Genomic DNA, 18,002 nt, shown 5'->3' with positions numbered 1-18,002 from the left:
TATAACCTGTAGAGACTTTTTGATCTGCATGCGGACATCAACACGGGGTAGCGACATGACCACAGCAAACATCCTTGGCAATCTGTTCCCTTCTGTCAGCGACATCCCGGAAAAATACCGCCTTGAGGCTCAGGTCGAGCAACGCGAATATCTGGTCGACGGCCAGTTGCGCCGCTGGGACGGCCCACTCGCGCAGGTGCGCAGCCCGGTGTACCTGAAAGGTGCAAACGGTGAAGAACAGGTCATTCTCGGCAGCACACCGCTGCTGGATGCCGACACCGCCCTCACCGCCCTTGATGCCGCCGTCCGCGCCTACGACCGCGGCCAGGGCCTGTGGCCAACCATGCGCGTGGCCGAGCGCATCCAGCATGTCGAAGCGTTCCTCGGCCGCATGCGTGAGCAGCGCGAAGCCGTGGTCAAGCTACTGATGTGGGAGATCGGCAAAAACCTCAAGGACTCGGAAAAAGAATTCGATCGCACCTGCGATTACATCGTCGACACCATCAACGCCCTGAAAGAACTTGATCGCCGCTCCAGCCGCTTCGAGCTGGAGCAGGACACCCTCGGCCAGATCCGCCGCGTGCCACTCGGCGTCGCACTGTGCATGGGGCCTTACAACTATCCTCTCAACGAGACATTCACTACGTTGATTCCGGCGCTGATCATGGGCAACACCGTGGTGTTCAAACCGGCCAAGCTCGGCGTGCTTTTGATTCGGCCATTGCTCGAAGCCTTCCGCGACAGCTTCCCGAGCGGTGTGATCAACGTGATCTACGGCAGCGGCCGCGAGACTGTCAGCGCGCTGATGGCCAGCGGCAAGATCGACATTTTCGCTTTCATCGGCACCAATAAGGCCGCCAGCGACCTGAAGAAGCTGCACCCGAAACCACACCGTTTGCGCGCCGCTCTCGGTCTGGATGCGAAGAACCCTGGCATCGTCTTGCCCGAAGTCGATCTCGACAATGCCGTCAGTGAAGCAGTCACCGGCTCACTGTCGTTCAACGGCCAGCGCTGCACCGCGCTGAAAATCCTCTTCGTGCATGAAGACGTGGTCGACAGCTTCATCGAGAAATTCAACGCCAAACTGGCCACGCTGAAACCGGGCATGCCGTGGGAAAGCGGTGTTTCGCTGACGCCGCTGCCGGAATCCGGCAAGGTGGATTATCTGCACGGCCTGGTGGCAGATGCGCAGAGCAAGGGTGCGCAAGTGGTCAACCCGAATGGCGGCGAATCCCGCGCGTCGTTCTTCTATCCGGCGGTGCTGTACCCGGTGAACCCGCAGATGCGCGTGTATCAGGAAGAGCAATTCGGCCCGGTCGTGCCGATTGTGCCGTACCGTCATCTCGATACCGTGATCGACTATGTGCTGGAGTCGGATTTCGGCCAACAGCTGAGCATCTTCGGCACCAACCCGGTGGCGGTCGGCCGACTGGTCGACACCTTCGCCAATCAGGTCGGGCGGATCAACCTCAACGCCCAGTGCCAGCGCGGTCCGGACACTTACCCGTTCAACGGCCGCAAGAACTCCGCCGAAGGCACGCTCTCGGTTCACGATGCGTTGCGGGTGTTCTCGATCCGCACGCTGGTGGCGACCAAATTCCAGGAGAGCAACAAGGATTTGATCAGCGAGATCATTCGCGGGCGTGATTCGAGCTTCCTGACCACCGATTACATCTTCTGAGTCGGCTATCGGGCAGAGTTGATTAATCCTGCTCGATAGCGGCCGCCTCCCGGCGTTTCAGTGTCTACACTGAGCCCAGCATTGCTGGATGCCCGGGAGGCTGACCATGCTCGATTACTTCGCGTTGGGCCTGTTGGTGTTTGTCGGTCTCGTGCTGTTTTACGGGATCATCGTGCTGCATGACATCCCGTACGAGATCGCCGTCCACCGCAAGCACCCGCACCAGGATGCCATTCATGCCACTGGCTGGGTCAGCCTGTTCACCCTGCATGCGCTCTGGCCGTTTTTGTGGATTTGGGCGATGGCCTATCGGGAGGACCGCGGCTGGGGCTTCGGTGATGGCAAACCCGTGCAAAACCATGTCATCCGGCTGGAGCAGCAAGTGCTGGAGCTGCAGGGCCGCATCGAGCGACTCGAAGCGCAGTCTCCTGCTGCCCCTGCTACCGATACGCGGGGGATCTGAGCATGGACCTGTTGCTCATCCTCACCTACGCCGCACTCTGTGTCGCCATCTTCAAGATCTTCCGCATTCCGCTGAACAAGTGGACGGTGCCCACGGCTGTTCTGGGCGGCGTGCTAATCATCGGCGCGCTGATTTTCACCATGAACTACAACCATCCCTATTCCGAGGTGGCGCGCTCCTACTTTGTCTCGGTGCCGGTGATTCCGATCGTCAGCGGCCAGGTCGTCGACGTGCCGGTCAAGGGCAACGAGCCCCTCGAAAAAGGCGACGTGCTGTTTCGCATCGACCCCACGCCTTTTCACAACCGGCTCAAATCACTCAAGGCGCAGCTGGTAGCCGCCAAGGGCGATCGCTATCGCATCACCGAACTGATTCGCCGCAACTTCGGTACTCAACGCGAACTGGACGCGGCCATCGCCCGCACCGACGATCTGCAGGCGCAACTGGACAATGCTCAGTTCGAGCTGGACAACACCGTGGTGCGGGCGCCGAGCAAAGGCTTTGTGACCCATGTTTCGCTGCGACCGGGGATGATGGCGAGCAAGCTGCCGTTGCGCCCGTCGATGGTGTTTATTCCCCAGGAAGGTCAGTATTTTGCCGCGTGGATGCGTCAGAACAGCCTGCTCCGCCTGACCGTGGGCGATGAGGCCGAAGTGGCCTTCGATGGCATTCCCGGCAAGGTGTTTGCGGGACGGGTGAAAAGCGTCATCGGCGTGATCGCCGAGGGGCAGGTGCAGCCTTCCGGCACGCTAATCAGCTACACCGGCTCGCCGCCGGCGGGACGGGTGCCGGTGATCATTGAAATCACTGACCCGGCTTTCGCCGAATACAGCGCGCTCATGCCTGGCGGCGCTTACGGACAAGCGGCGCTGTACAGCCAGCACTTCCATCACATCGGCGCGATGCGCAAAATCCTGCTGCGCATGTCGGCCTGGATGAATTACATTTTCCCCTTCCATTGATTGGCTGATCGAGACACGAGGTTCGCACTGACTACTTACAGCTCCCACCGCCTGCCACCACTGTTGCGCCGAATCCTGCGCCCGCTGCTGGACCCGTATCGGCGCTACCGCCACGCCCGACTGATCCATTCCGTTCGGGTCGCGCTGGGGTTGCTGGCGACGATTCTGTTGACCACCGGCATCAACCTTCCCCACGGCGAGTGGGCATCGGTGACGATGCTGGTGGTGATCGGTGGTTTGCAGCACCACGGCAATATCGGCAAGAAAGCCGCCGAGCGCGCCATCGGCACCTTGATCGGTGCAGGGGTGGGGTTGGCGCTGGTGGCGCAACATGCGTGGCTGGGCCTGCCGTGGCTGACCTATTTTTCCATGGCCGTGGTGTGTGGCTTTTTCTCGTATCACGCGATCGGCAAGGGTGGCTACACCGCCCTGCTCTCGGCCATCACCGTGTTCATCGTCGCCGGACATGGCGACAACCCGATCACCGATGGTCTGTGGCGCGGTGTCGACATCTTGATCGGCATCGCCCTCGCCCTGGCTTTTTCCTTCGCCCTCCCGCTGTACGCGGTCTACTCGTGGCGCTACAACCTCGCCGATGCCTTGCGCGATTGCGCCACGGTGTACGGGCGCATCATCAACGGTGAAGCGGTCAGCGCCGACGAACATGTGCGGCTGATGAGCAAAGTCGGCGCGGTAATGGTGCAATTACGCTCGCTGATGCCGTCGGTGTCCAAGGAAGTGAAAATCTCCATGACCGAGCTCGACGCCATTCAGCGCAACCTGCGCATGTGCATCAGCACCCTGGAAATCCTCGGCAATATCCGCCCCAACGCTAGCGACCCCGCGGCCACGGCGCATCTGCAAACGGCGTTGAAGGCTGAGCACCGGCAGATTCGCGTGCAACTGATCGGCATGGCCCGCGCGTTGAAAACCGGCGCGTCGCAGCGGCTGGAGCGTCCGATGGAACTGCCGGCAGCGGACCTGGATGCGCCGGTTGCCAATACGCTGGACGGCTATCGGATGCTGACGCGACAACTGGTAGCCAATATCAGCGAAATGCGCCAACGTCTGGCGGCCACCGCGCCGCGCTGGAACATCTGAACCTTACTGTGCCGCCAGCCGCCGGGCTTTCCAGCCCCAGCCTTGTTGCATGCCGGCGGCGGCCAGCAGAATCGCCGCCACTCCGATCCATTGCAGCAGTTCCAGGCGGTGGCCGAAGGCGAACCAGTCGACGAAAATCGCCGCAATCGGATAGATGAACGACAGCGCGCCGGTCAGCGCTGTCGGCAACTTTTGAATGGCGCCGTAGAGCAACACATACATCAGACCGGTGTGAACGATGCCCAATGTCACCAGACTGGCCCAGGCGTCGGCACCTTGCGGCAGCGCACCGAAATGTGCGAACGGCGCGAGCAACAATACGCCAGTGCAGACTTGAATCAGCGCGATCAGATGTGGCGGCGTGCCGGTCAGGCGCTTGATGATCAGTGCGGCAATCGCATACAGAAACGCCGCCCCCAAGGCGAGAGCAATCCCCAGCAAATAATCGTTACCGCTCTCCCCTTGAGTGCCATGGGCGCTGACGATTGCCAGCATGCCCATGAAGGAAACTGCCAGCCAGAAAAGCTTCTGCAAGGTGATTTTTTCGCCAAGAAACAAGGCCGCCAGACCGACCAGCATGAACGGCTGTACGTTATACACCGCCGTGCCGATCGCAATCGAGGCGCGGGAATAGGACGCGAACAGCAACACCCAATTACCGACAATCGCCATTCCGCTGAGCACCGCCAGCAGAAAGGTCGTGCGGGTGAGGATCCCCGGACGAAGGAAGCCGAACGCGGCGCAGATCAACAGCAAGGTCCCGGCGCCGAACACGCAGCGCCAGAACACCACGTCCAGCACCGGTTGCCCGGACACCAGCACGAACCAGCCGATCGTCCCGGATATCAGCATGGCGGCGGTCATTTCCAGCGAGCCGCGGCGGATTGCGTTGTCCATCATTGTTCTCCTGAGGCTAGGGTGAAGCATGGCGAAAGTATGCCAAGCGAGCGCCAGGCTGCTCCAGTGCATAAAGCAGGCTAAACTCCCTTTTGGCCTTTTTTATCGTGGGTGTTTTGCACCTTTTGCCTAATACGGGATTTCGCACATGACTGACGATATCGACCAGGTTCTCATCGGTGCCTTGATGGAAGATTCCCGGCGTTCGCTTAAAGCGCTGGCGCAGATCAGCGGCCTGTCGTCGCCGAGCGTGGCCGAGCGGCTGCGGCGCCTGGAAGAGCGCGGCGTGCTCAAGGGCTATACGGTGGAGGTAGACCCGAAATGTTTTGGCTATCAGCTACAGGCGATCGTCCGGGTACGACCTCTGCCCGGGCAATTGCAGGAAGTGGAGCGGCAGATCATGTCGATCCCGGAGTTCACCGAGTGCGACAAGGTCACCGGTGAGGACTGCTTTATCGCCCGCCTGCATGTGCGCTCAATGGAACAGCTCGACACCCTGCTCGACCGCCTCAATACATTGGCGGAAACCAATACGGCGATCGTCAAGAAGACCCCGGTCAAGCGGCGACTGCCACCGATGGCCTAGGTGCCTTTTGCATCTGATCGGCGTAAATTGTGGTTTTTCACAGCTAAGGAATGGCGGTATGAAAACTCAGGCAATGCTGCTGGCGGCCCTGCTGCTCGGCGGTTGCGGCACGATTCAAACGGTGGCGCGCCACGATCAGGCTGCCGTTGACGGACTCAAGGAGCAGAAAAGTTATTGCGGCGCGGTACCGAGAATCTACAGCGGCCTCGCCTATGATTTCTGCACGCTGAACGCACCGCTGGCCTCAGGCATCGATCCCGATGATCACCGCAACGCGGCAATTCCCGTGGTGCTGGTGGACGCCGTGGTGTCCGGCGCACTCGACACCCTGCTGCTGCCCTACACGATCTACCGTCAGCAAATGGATGGCAGCATCGTCATAAACTGAGCAGACACTTTTCTCCAGACAATAAAAAACCCGCCGAAGCGGGTTTTTTATTACAGCCGTGAAGATCAGTCGTCGCGGCTCATGATGCCGAACAGTTGCAGCAGGCTGACGAACAGGTTGTAGATCGATACATACAGGCTGATGGTCGCCATGATGTAGTTGCGCTCGCCGCCGTGGATGATCGCGCTGGTCTGAAACAGAATGCAGACCGACGAGAACAGCACGAAGCCGGCGCTGATCGCCAGTTGCAGGCCGCTGATCTGGAAGAAGAAGCTGGCGACCACCGCGCCCAGCAGCACGAAGAAACCGGCGGTGATGAAACCGCTCAGGAAGCTCATGTCCTTGCGCGAGATCAGCACGTAGGCCGACAGGCCACCGAACACCAGTGCGGTCATGGCGAATGCCGAGCTGACCACTTCAGCGCCGCCCTGCATGCCCAGGTAACGGTTGAGGATCGGGCCGAGCAGGAACCCCATGAAACCGGTCAACGCAAACGCGGACACCAGGCCCCACGCGGAATCACGGAGTTTGTTGGTGAGGAAGAACAGCCCGTAGAAGCCGATCAGCACCACGAAAATGTTCGGGTAGCCGACACGCATCTGCTGGGCTACGAAGGCCATCACACCGCTGAATGCGAGGGTCAGAGCCAAGAGACCATAAGTGTTGCGCAGGACGCGGCTAACCTCTAGCTGCTCAGCCTGCACGCTGTTATTAACTGCGTAATCCTGTTCGCGCATGGCGACACTCCTGTTGGTTTGAAACGTTCAGTCGCAAAGATCATAACAGACGCTCTGTAACAAGCCATGCAGAGAGTTTGACAGTGTGTTTCATTCAGGTATTATGGCGCCCGCAACGCAAACGGAGGTGTGGCCGAGTGGTTTAAGGCAACGGTCTTGAAAACCGTCGACTGTAACAGGTCCATGAGTTCGAATCCCATCGCCTCCGCCATCTTATGTACGACAAAGCCCTGATTATGCAGGGCTTTGTCGTTTCTGGCATTCAGGAAATTGGCTCCTCTGTCTACGGATCGTTTCCGCATCTTTTCGGGCATTTCCGCAACCCTACCCTTCTGACACCGTTAAGTGCTCAACAAAACTAAGCACAGCGCGACGGCAGCATTGAATGCTCAGTAGACCGCTTTCGGCCATAAGCAGCCGTTCAAGACGGCTCGTTTTTCAGGCGGCAGAGGCCCATCCCGTCGCCGCTACCTGGCGCTCACCCCCCACAACTGATCCAGCTTCGTCGTATAACTCTGGTAGGCTCCCTGATCAGCAAAGACTGAGGGGGGCAGGCAGCGCCTTTACGCTTTCCGGCTTCGAGTCTCCTAGCCCAATTGGCTCCCTGGCGCTTGCCGACCGATAATCAGCGTCTTCGATGCCGCTCGTTGTGAGGGCTATGCTTGGCATTACGCCCATTTAAATTGGGGAAATCTCATGATCAACGTACGCACAGCCCGCATGCTTGCCGATTACAAATGCTGGGCCGATCAGCGCCTCTTTGACAGCCTGGCCGCACTGCCTCCTGGCGAAGTCAGCAAAGAGCGAGTGTCGGTGTTCAAAAACGTAATCGGCACTTTGAATCACATTTACGTCGTGGACTGCATTTGGCAGGCTCACCTCGAAGGCCGGGGGCACGGCTTCGAAACTTCACATGATCTGCTGCATCCCGAACTCGCTGATTTGCGCTTGGCACAAAAGGAGATCGATCACTGGTACAGCGACTGGAGCGCCCGGCAGAGCGAGGCATCGCTGGATAGACTCGTCGAGTTCACGTTTGTGTCTGGGGAACGCGGCACCATGAGTGCCGGAGCAATGCTGATGCATGTGGTCAACCACGCCAGCTATCACCGTGGGTGGGTTATCCAGATGTATTTCGACATTCCGGCCATTCCGCCAATGACAGACATGCCGATATTCCTGCGCGAGACCGATCCAAATTTCAATTCGCTCAATACACCGGCAGAGGGGTCGCCATGTGTTGGGCAATTAATGAGCGCAACCAACGCTCTGCCGGATCGTTATCGTTGACCCCGCTCCAGACCATCGACAACTCCGACGGCACGATGTCAAAGGGCGGGTCATCAGCACGCAACTGGCTGCTGCCATCGATCAGCGCGCACGCCGCGTAGTCCGGCACTGCGGCTAGCATTTCCGTGCCCGCTAATAAGGCACGCAGTCCTGAGAACTGGGGTACCGCCAGCATCACTCGCCGCGAGCGGCCGATGCGTGCCAGGTCGGTATCGATGGCACCGGTCAAATCCCCGGAAAACGACACCAGGGCGTGAGGTCGTTCGCAATACTCATCCAAGGTCAGGGGGCCAGGACGATTATCGCCGCGCAGTATCTTGACGCGCAGATCCCGCAGCTTCTTGCGCTTGGCGTTGGCCGGCAACTCGGTGGTGTAACTGACTCCGACGGAAATCTCTCCGGAGGCAAGCATGGTCGACATCAGCAGAAAGTTAACCCGCCGTACCACTACGATAACCTTTTGCGCCTCTTCGCGAAGTTGATTGATCAATGGTGGAAATAGGCCGAATTCGGCATCGTCGGAAAGGCCGATTCGGAATACGTCCCGGCTGGTGGATGGGTCAAAATCCTTAGCTCGGCTGACAGCTCCGGAGATGGTGTCCATGGCTGGTTGCAACTCTTTAAGAATTGCCAGCGCTCGCTGGGTCGGCTCTAAGGTACGACCGTTGCGTACTAGCAAGGGATCGTCGAACAAGTCGCGCAACCGCGCTAAAGCGGCACTGACGGCGGGTTGGCCTAAGAACAGTTTCTCCCCAGCCCGAGTCAAGTTCCTTTCGAACATTAAGGTTTCGAAAATAACCAGAAGATTCATGTCCACGCGACGCAAGTCGTTTCGATTCATTCCTAGGCCCTCGCAGGCAGCATAATTTTCAAGTAAAGCAGCTACGCGGCAGAACACCGTGTTTCTGCTGCAACTAGACTTTGAATACGCCTTATTCAATCTCTTTACATTTGACCGGAAATGGATCGGGTGCATGTAGCTCAAATTGGCGTGGGGAGTACGTCACGTATTTCCCTTAGCGAAGCATTAGGACTCAGAGAGCTCTCCCCTCCAAGCTATGTCCGATGTGCAAAGCGGCACGCCACTTCTTGTCGCTCTTTAACCTTCGCATCTAATGACAGGCTGAAGTCATCAGCAAAACGAGCTAAGTGCGATTCCCGTGCCCGCGAACCAAAATTTTTTGTTTCAATTTTGCAGCAAAATCCGAGGGGCAGTCTGTGTTAGACCAGTGCTCGCGACTTTATTGATAAAAACGAAATCCAGTGGTCCTTTTCCTCGCTTGTCCGCCTTCTCTCCCGAGTGGATCTTTGTACTAATCAACCCATGATCTGCGTTGCGGTGTTCCTAGGCAGGTAGAGCAATTTCGTAACAATTGCTGCCAACAAAATTACAAAAGGTCGGAGGACTTATGCGCCAAGATCAGCTTGATGGTCTTGGTTAAATTCTTAGAGGTAGCAAAGCAGCGCAGCTGCACTTGGGCATCCCACCATTGGGGGGGGCTCCCCCTGCTGTAAGCTAGGTAGAGAGAAACCTCGAACGAAGGCTCGGTGTTGTATTGTTCAAACGTACTATCCGGAGTGTCAGTCTGACGTAAGCAGGTGGTCAGTGTCTCAGTAAGAGTCCAGTGAATGCTTCAACTTTGAAATGTCTGTGCGTAACCAGCGCACTTTGACTCGCTGCCGGCCTGCTTAATTTAATTAGGAGTGATGGCGGGGCGTACAACTGGCCGGCTAATGTGCAATTCAAATCATACTATTCAGCCATGCTGACAACCTGCGCGCTTATTGCCACTCAGCCCCTCGTGTCCATAGGAATGGGTAGAAAGACACGCATTGATCTCCGCCCACTCACTGAATGTCGTTGCGCCAGGATTACCAACGTAGGCCCTCTTAGTAGGCCGCCGTACGATTGCTCACAGCTCATTCCAAGAAGGCGGTATAATCGATGCCCAATGGCTCCCACTGCAGAATATCGGGCGCCTAGTAGTACACCGCTCCCACATCATCACCCAAGCCGCCGCCGTTGATGGAAAAGCATCCACCTGCTTCGTCATCTGCCACCAGCAGCTGCCCTTACGCCCGTCCCTCGCTCCATCCCGCCAGGCCCCGATCAATCAGTATCCCGCCAGTCTCAAATGCTATAGCCCCCAAAGTAGACTTGGTTGTTACCTGTAGCTGTAGAAGAACGCTGGTGTTTTGAGGTGAGGTGGAAGCAAGTCGTAGGGGCGGTCGGCATGCTCCAGCATCTCCCGTATGTAGATCATGGCGGGGTCATTAATTTCAAGCGACTTGGCTGCACCATGTGAAGTTTGAAACCAACTGAGGCGACTCATGATCAATTCCTCTCTGTAGGCGGTATTAAGAGGGGGACATGCGGCCCATGGCTGCCGACCCGGGCGAACAGCTCTCCCGAAAATCAAAAAGCTAGGCTCAGCTTCAGGCATCGCTGCCGACCTTTGTACTTCGGCCGTCTGGGGCACCGGCTTCAGGCAACTGTTTCATGAGTCCTAGTTTCGATTTCCTCATGAAAGAACGTATGCACATCGTCGTACCCTATTTTCTGCGCCGTTTTTAGCGCGTCCGTCCCTTTTGCTGTGCCTTCAACGGTGAAGTAATGCACCTGATTGAGACCGATGGTTTTCAGCACTGCGGATAGGTAGGGACGAAGAAAGTCGGGTTGCCGTGCCCTCTCACCGCTAATGTAGCCGCCGGTGGCTACGGCAACGTAGACGGGGCGATCCAATAACGTTCCAACCTTACCTTTTGATGTGCTGAGGAAAGTTTTTCCGACGCGTACGACGTGGTCAATCCAGGCCTTGAGCGGCGAGGGCACGCTGTAGTTGTGCATGGGAGTAGCGATAAGCAGCACATCGCAGGCATTCAACAGGATGATCATTTGGTCGGAGCGACTCAATGTACCTTTCTGATCCCCGGTAGCTCCTTCGCTCGGATGGGCCAAGGCATGGGCATAAGTCGCATCGACTGGCGATAACGTGTTCAGGTCTATATCCGTCAGTTCAATCCCGCGTATGCCAGCGCGTACTGTCAGAGCGTGCAGAATCCGCTCAGACAGTTTCAAGCTTTCAGATGCATTACCGTTGGGACTGGCAATCAGGCGAAGGATTCGCAAAGGAGCGAGGGGCTTCTGAGACGGGTTCATGATATTGCCTCCTGTACGGGTGATGCGGTCATGGGGTATCGAACTGTTTTTGAAAACGCAGCGCGCCGGTATAAAGGCCTTCGCGGAAGTAGAAGCGTTGGGCGCGCGCGTTGGCCAAACCCGTGTCAAGCACAAGGCGAGCACAACCGCTGGCACGAGCCAGTCGTTCCAGAGCTCGCAATAACCGGGAGCCCCACTGGCCGCCGCGCTGGGCTTCATCGGTGATGAGGTCATCGACATACAAGAATGGGCCATAAATCAGATTCTCCTGAAGGCGGTAACCTGCAAGCGCCACGAGAGCCGATGACTCGAAGGCTCCAACCAGGCGATAGCCGCCGGCTCGCATTCGTTCGATACGACTCATAAAATCGGCCTCGCTTGTTAGGTGGGGGCGCAATTGCTGCATTACCGGGAAAGCGATTTTCAAGTCATGGCGGCTGTCTAGAGGACGCAGGGCAGTGTCGGCCAAGTCGAGCACGCTGGGCACGTAGTCTTGAAGATTGAACGTCATGGGAGAGGCCTTAGTGGGTTGTGATGGTCAAATCTTGAACTAACATTGCCTCAATTTATTGAACCAAGAAGTGAGATATGAACTAGGCCATGATGACTTCCTGTTCGCACCCTTTCGCCTCCTTGGATGGGCAACCCGGTTCGCCTCTGTACCGTCAGTTATATGACCGAGTACTCGCCGCCATCGCCGCTGGCACGCTTTCCCCTGGTGACCGATTGCCTTCGGTGCGAGCTCTCGCCAAGGATCTCGGCGTTGCTCGTGGCACCATCGAACTGGCCTATTCGCTGCTCACGAGCGAGGGCTATCTCTTGGCCCTGGGGCAGAATGGCACCGTGGTCAATCCCGAATTGCAGAAGCCGCTACTGTCTGCCCCCGCTTTATCCGTCAGCAGCGAGGTGATTGAAAACTCCCCAGACGCACTATGGCGTCCACCGCAACTTTTGCCGTTTCAGATGGGAGTGCCTGCAATGGATGAGTTCCCACGCAAGATCTGGGCGCGCTTGGGTGCCCGTTATCTGCGAGGCATGCGTTCAGGCGATCTGGACTATCCGCCGCCGCACGGCCTGCCTGCCTTACGCAGCGCCATCGCCTCATATCTGCAGGTGTCTCGAGGTATCGATTGCGGCGCCCATCAGGTGTTTATCACCAGCGGCTGGCGCAGTAGCCTGTCGCTGATCGCACATACTTTGCTGCGCGCAGGGGAGCGAGCCTGGGTCGAAGATCCTGGCTACCCAACCACGCGCCAAGTGCTTCGTCAATTCGGTATTGAGCTTGAGGCAGTGCCAGTTGATGCCGAAGGTATGGATGTGGAGCAGGCCATTGCCAGGCATCAGGCTGCACAGGTCGTCATGGTGACGCCGGGGCATCAAAGCCCACTGTGTATGGCGCTGTCTTTGCCTCGGAGACAGTTGTTACTCGATTGGGTGGCCCGGAGCGATGCCTGGGTTGTCGAGGATGATTACGACGGCGAGTATCGCTATGTCAGTCGCCCCTTCCCGGCGTTGGCGAGCCTGGATCGCAACGGGCGCGTGCTGTACGCCGGGACTTTCAGCAAGGTGCTTTTCCCCGGTATCCGCCTTGCCTACCTAGTGGTGCCTCAGGGGCAAGTGGCAGCGTTTGAGCGTGTAAGTCGGGCGTTATTCTCCGCAGGCTCGCCAGCGATTACTCAAGCGCTGGTCGCAGAGTTCATTGTCGAGGGGCATTTCACTCGGCACATTCAGCGCATGCGAAGGCTCTACAGCGAACGACGCGCTTTGACTATTGAAGCGTTGGAGCGGAGTTTACCCAATGGACTGCTGGTGGAGCGCTCGCCAGGGGGGATGCACTTGGTACTCCGTTTGCCGGAGGGAGTAGTCGACACTGCCCTGACTGAGCAACTGCTGGCCAAAGGCATCGCCGTGCAACCCTTGTCGCGATGGAGTGTTTCGTCGCGGCGTCAATCTGGGCTGCTGCTGAGCTTCACCAACTGCGCCTGCGCTGCTCAGGGCGAGCAGCTTGGCGCGTTGATAAACCGTGCGCTCAGTTGAGGTTGGCTTTGGTCAGGCCGAACACCTCATCCGACGAACCAGGGACTGCCTGAAAGGCCACATTGAGGCGATTCCAACCGTTGATGGCGACAATCAGGAACGACAAATCCGACAGATCCTGTTCGGAAAACTGCTCACGCACATCCGCGTAGAGGCTTTCAGGTACACCATGGGATGGCAGTTGGGTCAGGGCTTCTGTCCAGGCGAGCGCCGCGCGCTCTATTGGCGAGAACAGTTGCGATTCACGCCAGACCGCAATGTGATGGAGGCGCAATTCGCGCTCGCCATGGATCTTGGCTTCCTTCACGTGCATATCCACGCAGAACGCGCAGCCATTCAATTGAGACGCCCGCAGCATTATGAGGTGGGCCAGGTCAGCCAGTAGCGGCTTCTTACTCAGTTGCATCGTCAGCTCCACCAGCTTATTGGAAGCCTGAGGCGACTGTTTGAAGTAATCAATACGGTTGTTCATGGCGGTCACTCGCAGCGGGTTTAGGGTTGTTGGAGCCCACTGTAGCCACGCGTGGTCTAGTCAGACAGGGCCAAGAAAAGACCTTTCAACTAAGCCATGCTGTTCTGATTCGCGATTTGCCGTTCGCCGATGTTGCCAAGCCGGTTGTCCGTGAACCCGGCGGAAGGCGACCCAAAGCCGGTGTATAAACTGGCACAGTAAGCGGCAACTGAGTTGCGATGCGCGATAGTTCTGGGGTGGATAACAGGTGCAGCGCCTTTGTGAAGACTGATTCCTCTCGCCGGTCGACAAAGCCGAAACAGATCGCAAGAGAGTGGGGCGGTGGGCGGTCAATCCGCAGTTCGCGGAGCAACTCGGGCGTGTTTACGAAGAGTGGAGTGGTATTTTCCTCTCAAAGAAATTCGATGCGACCGGATTTTCAGTCCTATAACGCACTTGAGAACACAGCCATTGGTGCGTGTCAAAAAAACCTATTTGTCGTCATTTCGACTAAAACGAATAATGGTCAAATTGACTCGGTATAGCTTCTGCACCCTGATTTTTATGACGTTTTAGGTTGGCATGAAATGTGTCAGTGATGGGTAAATGGTTTAATACCCAAGGAGCTGAAACATGAAAAGTGAGTTCGACAATCGTGTCGCTGTGGTAACCGGAGCAAGTTCAGGCATCGGACTGGCAGTCGTTCAACGATTACTAAGCTATGAAGCGACGGTAGTGGCGATGTCCCGTGGCCGGGGCGGCCTGGCTGCACTCAAAGACGTTCATGGTGATCGCCTCCATATTGTCAGTGGCGATGTTACGGTAAGTTCGGATCTTGAGAAGCTTGCACACTGCGTCTCCAGAATCGGGCCTGTAGATTTTCTAGTACCGAATGCAGGAGTCGCTGTACTTGAAGACAGCTTGGCGAGTAAGGGATTCGAGCGAAATTGGGCCATCAACGGAGCAGGTGCGCTTAACACGCTTTCAGCTTTGCGAGCCCAATTGGCGAGACCCGCTTCGGTAGTATTTGTGGGGACTTTTCTTTCCGCTTTGGCCTTCCCAGGCTTGGCTGGCTACATTGCGTCGAAAACAGCACTGACAGCGCATGCTCGAACCTTAGCCGTCGAACAGGCTGAGGCCGGAATTAGAGTGAACGTCGTATCGCCAGGGCCAACAGCTACGCCGATCTGGCGATCACTAGGGTTGGATAATGCGACGTTGTCCTCAGTCGCGGAAACGGTCAATCAGCGCTTACTAGAGGGTAAGTTCCTTGAGCCGGAAGCGGTGGCAGATGTGATTCTGTTCCTTCTATCAGAGCGAGCACGTGGCATTTACGGCCAAGATATTGTGGTAGATGGTGGGTATACCTTGCGGTAGGGCATAGAAACGCGAAGAGGTCGTGTAGACATGTATTCGGTGCGGATCGTGCGCTCGGCCTCTTATTTTTTCTTGCGCTAACTTTACCTCGATTGACGCGATCAACTCGGGCCCTTGATTACGTACATTCCCCCCATGGTTGCCCACCTTGTATCTATGAATCCTCAGCTGGCCGGTGCCGACACGCCCAGCACGCCTTGAACGAAAGACCCACATGGGCAAGCCCGCAGCGGTGACCACCTTTGCTATATGCATGCCTCATTTATGTCCGCTTTTGGCCGAAAGCGGTCATTCATAAGCGTCTGCTTCCGGCCAAAAGCGGACGTTCGACTGATTAGAATGAAGTGATTAAAGCTGCACGACTAAGTTGGTCAGGGGAAATGGTAAAGGCTTAATACTCGCCCGAACGACTGACGCCACCCTATCTAACCCGAACATCCTGGCCGGTTGCTCGGGTCGAGTCCGCTTGTGCACTTGACTCCTTGGTTCGCCTCCAGCCATTTCGTATGATGAGCAACCTTAGTTTGGGATGCTTGGCGTGAAACCAACATCAAAAAAAGCTTCAATCAATCCGCCCGTACCAATCGGCGTCACCCAGAATTTAAGCGATGCTGTAAGTCAGCTTTCTTGGGACGACTTGCGAATCATCAAAACGCTAAGCGAATGCGGTAATAGAGCAACGACTGCAAAGAGGTTGGGGATTAATGTATCCACCGTATCGCGTCGTGTGGCTCAAGTGGAAAAGACACTTGGGGTCGCTTTATTTGACCACCGCCGCTCTGGGTACATGCTGACGCCCGAAGGTATTGAATTAAGAGCGCTCGCCGAACGCGTCGAGCTTGATATCGTCAGCGTTACACGTCGGGTTTCTCGGGCAGGTCAAGGGCTGCTTGGAAAGCTTAGGATCACTACCAGCGACTCGCTGCTGCTGTATTTTCTCACGCCGATCATCGCCGACTTCAAGGCACTTAATGAAGGAATTGCCATCGAGGTTCTGGTTGGCAACGAGACGTTAAGTCTGGCTCGCGATGAATCTGACGTAGCGGTGAGAGCGACCAAAAAACCTGCCGAAAGTCTAGTCGGGCGCAAGCTCGCTTCGATCGCATGGGCGCCTTATGGCAGCATAAAACAAGCGACTAGTGCCCCGTTCGCAGAAGGCCAACCGTGGGTGTCCTATTCCGCAGGATTATGTGGACTGAAGGCCAAAAGCTACGTCGAAGACAGAGTCAGCGCCGACTGTATTTCTTATCGTACGGACTCAGTCGCGGCCGCGAGCGTCGCCATTGCGGCAGGACTTGGTTATGGGTTTCTTCCGTGCATGCTGGGTGACATTACGCCTGGGTTAACACGCGTAGGGCCAGTTGTGCGCGAGCTACAGGACGAGCTCTGGCTGCTTACGCATCAGGACATTCGAAAGTCATGGAGAGTCAAAGCATTCATGACTTTTTGTGCAGCAGCCGTAGCGCATCAAAAGCCTTTGATCGAAGGGCAGCTGAATCTCCCGGTTGCGCAGGGCGAAACCGGGAGCGTCTCTTAGTCGGCGCTAGATCCGATGACAGCCTTGCAGACAATTTCAATCAGCTGTGAACGTTGAGCCAACCTGGATACACCGATGATATTGCTCGCGCACTGGGGCCGCTCAGTGCGATATGCGGCTTTGCGCACATCACCTACCACGGCGAATGCCGCGTCCATATCCAAGACGTAGAGCGTTTCTTCGACGACATCATTAAGGGTTGCTCCATAGAGCGCGAGCAACTTGGCGATGTTGTCGTAGGAGACGCGCATCTGCTCTCCTATCGATGAGAAATCGCTCGGTTTGCCCTCGCTATTCAGGGGCGCGGGAGCAACGAGATTACCCGCCTCATCGTGGTTGAACTGACCCGAGATATAGATCTCGTTTCCAACTTTTCTGGCCTGGGGGTAGCCGTAGCCCTCCTCCCATGAGACTCCCCAGTAAGCGGTGTTTTTGCCGTGCGGTTGTGAAGCAGCCATTGCTTTCTCCTTGCAGATGACGGATCGAATGACGTCGATTCGAGTTGTCGGGAAGCAGAGGCTAGCACTGGAAACACTATTGAAAATGCGCAATTTTGCGCCTCCAGCAGCGCAAAAATGCGCCCCCATCTCGACGCGACTTCCGTTAAATTTTTCCCAATCGACTGACCGCTGGATTGAGCTAATCAACCGGCTACTGGGAAAAAGGAATCAGGATGAAAAAGGAAACATGCGCGTCCTCACTTAAGGATTTGACTAAACAAACCGGACATTTGAAACCTTGGCAGATCCAGCGCGCCAAGCAGGTGATGCTCGATAACTTGGACGCAGGTATCTCCGTGGCAGCTATCTCACAAGCGTGTGCGCTATCGCGCAGCCATTTCACCCGTCAGTTTAAAAGAAGCACTCTCGTCTCACCCAAAGAATGGATGCGAGAGCAGCGGATTTTGAGGGGCAAGCAGCTACTTCAGACGTCGAGATTGCTAATTGCGGACATTGCACTGGAATGTGGCTTCTCTGACCAGTCACACTTCTGTCGAACATTCGTGCGAACCGAAGGTGTAACTCCGCGGGCTTGGAAACAGAACAATCAATCGCCTGCGCTGTGACTTGATGAGCTGGATAGCGGAGCTAAGTCGTACCTGGAGGCTTAACCCTAGGAGGCGACGCATGGGAACGGCGCCTCGGTCGCATTACGGTAAACACACAATCATCGCCCGCTAGTGGCCGTTAACGGTCGAGTGCGAGCGTCTGCTTTTGGCCGAAAGCAGCCGTTCACGAACGACTACCTTCGGCCAAAAGTAGCCCTGATGGAGGGCTATAACTCTCTGATGCTCAGAATAAACGGGGGATGACAGCGGGGTAGAAAAATAGGCTG

General features: G+C 56.7%; 19 protein-coding genes, 1 tRNA gene and 1 pseudogene. 12 read left to right on the top strand and 9 right to left on the bottom strand.

What is annotated here, in order from left to right:
- The first annotated feature begins 55 nt into the window (after positions 1-55).
- From LIS66_RS12900 to LIS66_RS12885, 4 genes are all read left to right on the top strand, one after another.
- Positions 56-1,681: an NADP-dependent glyceraldehyde-3-phosphate dehydrogenase gene (locus LIS66_RS12900; protein WP_065617262.1), complete on the top strand. Its 1,626-nt coding sequence runs from the start codon at positions 56-58 to the stop codon at positions 1,679-1,681.
- Between the two features lie 106 nt (positions 1,682-1,787).
- The gene (locus LIS66_RS12895) at positions 1,788-2,144 is read left to right on the top strand and encodes a DUF3302 domain-containing protein (RefSeq protein WP_123418299.1); all 357 of its coding nucleotides are present in this window, start codon (positions 1,788-1,790) and stop codon (positions 2,142-2,144) included.
- A gap of 2 nt (positions 2,145-2,146) precedes the next feature.
- Positions 2,147-3,106 (top strand): HlyD family secretion protein, encoded by a 960-nt coding sequence (locus LIS66_RS12890; protein ID WP_227974445.1) that lies wholly within the window; start codon positions 2,147-2,149, stop codon positions 3,104-3,106.
- A gap of 60 nt (positions 3,107-3,166) precedes the next feature.
- Complete coding sequence (locus LIS66_RS12885) at positions 3,167-4,207, top strand: FUSC family protein (protein ID WP_227974511.1); 1,041 nt, start codon at positions 3,167-3,169, stop codon at positions 4,205-4,207.
- A 3-nt stretch (positions 4,208-4,210) separates the two neighbouring features.
- On the opposite strand, the gene LIS66_RS12880 is transcribed toward LIS66_RS12885, so the two are convergent.
- Positions 4,211-5,104, bottom strand: a complete 894-nt coding sequence (locus LIS66_RS12880) for a DMT family transporter (protein WP_227974444.1) — start codon at positions 5,102-5,104, stop codon at positions 4,211-4,213.
- Between the two features lie 148 nt (positions 5,105-5,252).
- Here LIS66_RS12880 and LIS66_RS12875 point away from each other — a divergent pair, with 148 nt between their 5' ends.
- Positions 5,253-5,690, top strand: coding sequence for an Lrp/AsnC family transcriptional regulator (locus LIS66_RS12875; RefSeq protein WP_042609829.1), 438 nt, complete (start codon positions 5,253-5,255; stop codon positions 5,688-5,690).
- A gap of 58 nt (positions 5,691-5,748) precedes the next feature.
- A complete protein-coding gene (locus LIS66_RS12870) occupies positions 5,749-6,078 on the top strand; it encodes a YceK/YidQ family lipoprotein (protein ID WP_042609828.1) in 330 nt (109 codons plus the stop codon).
- Positions 6,079-6,143: 65 nt separating this feature from the next.
- Here the strand turns inward: LIS66_RS12870 and LIS66_RS12865 are convergent, their stop codons facing one another.
- Complete coding sequence (locus LIS66_RS12865) at positions 6,144-6,815, bottom strand: Bax inhibitor-1/YccA family protein (protein WP_042609827.1); 672 nt, start codon at positions 6,813-6,815, stop codon at positions 6,144-6,146.
- Positions 6,816-6,938: 123 nt separating this feature from the next.
- On the opposite strand from LIS66_RS12865, the gene LIS66_RS12860 reads away from it, so the two are divergent.
- Both LIS66_RS12860 and LIS66_RS12855 read left to right on the top strand, forming a co-directional pair.
- A tRNA-Ser gene (locus LIS66_RS12860) sits at positions 6,939-7,026 on the top strand.
- A 485-nt stretch (positions 7,027-7,511) separates the two neighbouring features.
- Complete coding sequence (locus LIS66_RS12855) at positions 7,512-8,105, top strand: DinB family protein (protein ID WP_064361695.1); 594 nt, start codon at positions 7,512-7,514, stop codon at positions 8,103-8,105.
- On the opposite strand, the gene LIS66_RS12850 is transcribed toward LIS66_RS12855, so the two are convergent.
- The 5 genes and pseudogenes from LIS66_RS12850 to LIS66_RS12830 all read right to left on the bottom strand — a co-directional run bounded on the left by LIS66_RS12850 (position 8,026) and on the right by LIS66_RS12830 (position 11,776).
- Entirely contained in the window at positions 8,026-8,946 is a 921-nt protein-coding gene (locus LIS66_RS12850; RefSeq protein WP_042609825.1) for a LysR substrate-binding domain-containing protein, read from the bottom strand. The genes LIS66_RS12855 and LIS66_RS12850 overlap by 80 nt on opposite strands.
- A gap of 1,139 nt (positions 8,947-10,085) precedes the next feature.
- Positions 10,086-10,259: pseudogene (locus LIS66_RS12845) on the bottom strand (DUF2625 family protein); the annotation flags it as partial.
- Positions 10,260-10,270: 11 nt separating this feature from the next.
- Entirely contained in the window at positions 10,271-10,438 is a 168-nt protein-coding gene (locus LIS66_RS12840; protein WP_155400930.1) for a hypothetical protein, read from the bottom strand.
- Positions 10,439-10,590: 152 nt separating this feature from the next.
- Positions 10,591-11,265, bottom strand: a complete 675-nt coding sequence (locus tag LIS66_RS12835; protein WP_227974443.1) for an FMN-dependent NADH-azoreductase — start codon at positions 11,263-11,265, stop codon at positions 10,591-10,593.
- A 28-nt stretch (positions 11,266-11,293) separates the two neighbouring features.
- Positions 11,294-11,776, bottom strand: a complete 483-nt coding sequence (locus tag LIS66_RS12830; protein WP_042609823.1) for a GNAT family N-acetyltransferase — start codon at positions 11,774-11,776, stop codon at positions 11,294-11,296.
- 89 nt (positions 11,777-11,865) lie between these two features.
- On the opposite strand from LIS66_RS12830, the gene LIS66_RS12825 reads away from it, so the two are divergent.
- Positions 11,866-13,302, top strand: coding sequence for a PLP-dependent aminotransferase family protein (locus LIS66_RS12825; RefSeq protein WP_042609822.1), 1,437 nt, complete (start codon positions 11,866-11,868; stop codon positions 13,300-13,302).
- On the opposite strand, the gene LIS66_RS12820 is transcribed toward LIS66_RS12825, so the two are convergent.
- Positions 13,295-13,774: a carboxymuconolactone decarboxylase family protein gene (locus LIS66_RS12820; protein WP_064361697.1), complete on the bottom strand. Its 480-nt coding sequence runs from the start codon at positions 13,772-13,774 to the stop codon at positions 13,295-13,297. The genes LIS66_RS12825 and LIS66_RS12820 overlap by 8 nt on opposite strands.
- A 612-nt stretch (positions 13,775-14,386) precedes the next feature.
- Between LIS66_RS12820 and LIS66_RS12815 the strand changes: the two genes are divergently transcribed.
- The gene (locus LIS66_RS12815) at positions 14,387-15,130 is read left to right on the top strand and encodes an SDR family NAD(P)-dependent oxidoreductase (RefSeq protein WP_064361698.1); all 744 of its coding nucleotides are present in this window, start codon (positions 14,387-14,389) and stop codon (positions 15,128-15,130) included.
- Positions 15,131-15,659: 529 nt separating this feature from the next.
- Entirely contained in the window at positions 15,660-16,667 is a 1,008-nt protein-coding gene (locus tag LIS66_RS12810) for a LysR family transcriptional regulator (RefSeq protein WP_080902523.1), read from the top strand.
- Here LIS66_RS12810 and LIS66_RS12805 read toward each other — a convergent pair.
- Entirely contained in the window at positions 16,664-17,125 is a 462-nt protein-coding gene (locus LIS66_RS12805; protein WP_042609819.1) for a Rid family hydrolase, read from the bottom strand. The two genes, LIS66_RS12810 and LIS66_RS12805, sit on opposite strands and share 4 nt — an antisense overlap.
- Before the next feature lie 215 nt (positions 17,126-17,340).
- Here LIS66_RS12805 and LIS66_RS12800 point away from each other — a divergent pair, with 215 nt between their 5' ends.
- The gene (locus tag LIS66_RS12800) at positions 17,341-17,733 is read left to right on the top strand and encodes a helix-turn-helix domain-containing protein (protein WP_042609818.1); all 393 of its coding nucleotides are present in this window, start codon (positions 17,341-17,343) and stop codon (positions 17,731-17,733) included.
- Positions 17,734-18,002: the final 269 nt, after the last annotated feature.

Origin of the sequence: Pseudomonas sp. HN2 (assembly GCF_020736465.1) — a bacterium.
Lineage (GTDB): Bacteria > Pseudomonadota > Gammaproteobacteria > Pseudomonadales > Pseudomonadaceae > Aquipseudomonas > Aquipseudomonas moraviensis_A.
This window is presented reverse-complemented; position numbering and strand designations above follow the sequence as displayed.

What these genes read in the sequence shown, in the direction of transcription:
- LIS66_RS12850 (WP_042609825.1), bottom strand. Translation starts at nt 8,946, where the DNA reads ATGAATCGAAACGACTTGCGTCGCGTGGACATGAATCTTCTGGTTATT.
- LIS66_RS12810 (WP_080902523.1), top strand. Translation starts at nt 15,660, where the DNA reads ATGCTTGGCGTGAAACCAACATCAAAAAAAGCTTCAATCAATCCGCCC.
- LIS66_RS12830 (WP_042609823.1), bottom strand. Translation starts at nt 11,776, where the DNA reads ATGACGTTCAATCTTCAAGACTACGTGCCCAGCGTGCTCGACTTGGCC.
- LIS66_RS12835 (WP_227974443.1), bottom strand. Translation starts at nt 11,265, where the DNA reads ATGAACCCGTCTCAGAAGCCCCTCGCTCCTTTGCGAATCCTTCGCCTG.
- LIS66_RS12840 (WP_155400930.1), bottom strand. Translation starts at nt 10,438, where the DNA reads ATGAGTCGCCTCAGTTGGTTTCAAACTTCACATGGTGCAGCCAAGTCG.
- LIS66_RS12825 (WP_042609822.1), top strand. Translation starts at nt 11,866, where the DNA reads ATGATGACTTCCTGTTCGCACCCTTTCGCCTCCTTGGATGGGCAACCC.
- LIS66_RS12815 (WP_064361698.1), top strand. Translation starts at nt 14,387, where the DNA reads ATGAAAAGTGAGTTCGACAATCGTGTCGCTGTGGTAACCGGAGCAAGT.
- LIS66_RS12855 (WP_064361695.1), top strand. Translation starts at nt 7,512, where the DNA reads ATGATCAACGTACGCACAGCCCGCATGCTTGCCGATTACAAATGCTGG.
- LIS66_RS12865 (WP_042609827.1), bottom strand. Translation starts at nt 6,815, where the DNA reads ATGCGCGAACAGGATTACGCAGTTAATAACAGCGTGCAGGCTGAGCAG.
- LIS66_RS12890 (WP_227974445.1), top strand. Translation starts at nt 2,147, where the DNA reads ATGGACCTGTTGCTCATCCTCACCTACGCCGCACTCTGTGTCGCCATC.
- LIS66_RS12805 (WP_042609819.1), bottom strand. Translation starts at nt 17,125, where the DNA reads ATGGCTGCTTCACAACCGCACGGCAAAAACACCGCTTACTGGGGAGTC.
- LIS66_RS12870 (WP_042609828.1), top strand. Translation starts at nt 5,749, where the DNA reads ATGAAAACTCAGGCAATGCTGCTGGCGGCCCTGCTGCTCGGCGGTTGC.
- LIS66_RS12900 (WP_065617262.1), top strand. Translation starts at nt 56, where the DNA reads ATGACCACAGCAAACATCCTTGGCAATCTGTTCCCTTCTGTCAGCGAC.
- LIS66_RS12895 (WP_123418299.1), top strand. Translation starts at nt 1,788, where the DNA reads ATGCTCGATTACTTCGCGTTGGGCCTGTTGGTGTTTGTCGGTCTCGTG.
- LIS66_RS12820 (WP_064361697.1), bottom strand. Translation starts at nt 13,774, where the DNA reads ATGAACAACCGTATTGATTACTTCAAACAGTCGCCTCAGGCTTCCAAT.
- LIS66_RS12800 (WP_042609818.1), top strand. Translation starts at nt 17,341, where the DNA reads ATGAAAAAGGAAACATGCGCGTCCTCACTTAAGGATTTGACTAAACAA.
- LIS66_RS12880 (WP_227974444.1), bottom strand. Translation starts at nt 5,104, where the DNA reads ATGGACAACGCAATCCGCCGCGGCTCGCTGGAAATGACCGCCGCCATG.
- LIS66_RS12875 (WP_042609829.1), top strand. Translation starts at nt 5,253, where the DNA reads ATGACTGACGATATCGACCAGGTTCTCATCGGTGCCTTGATGGAAGAT.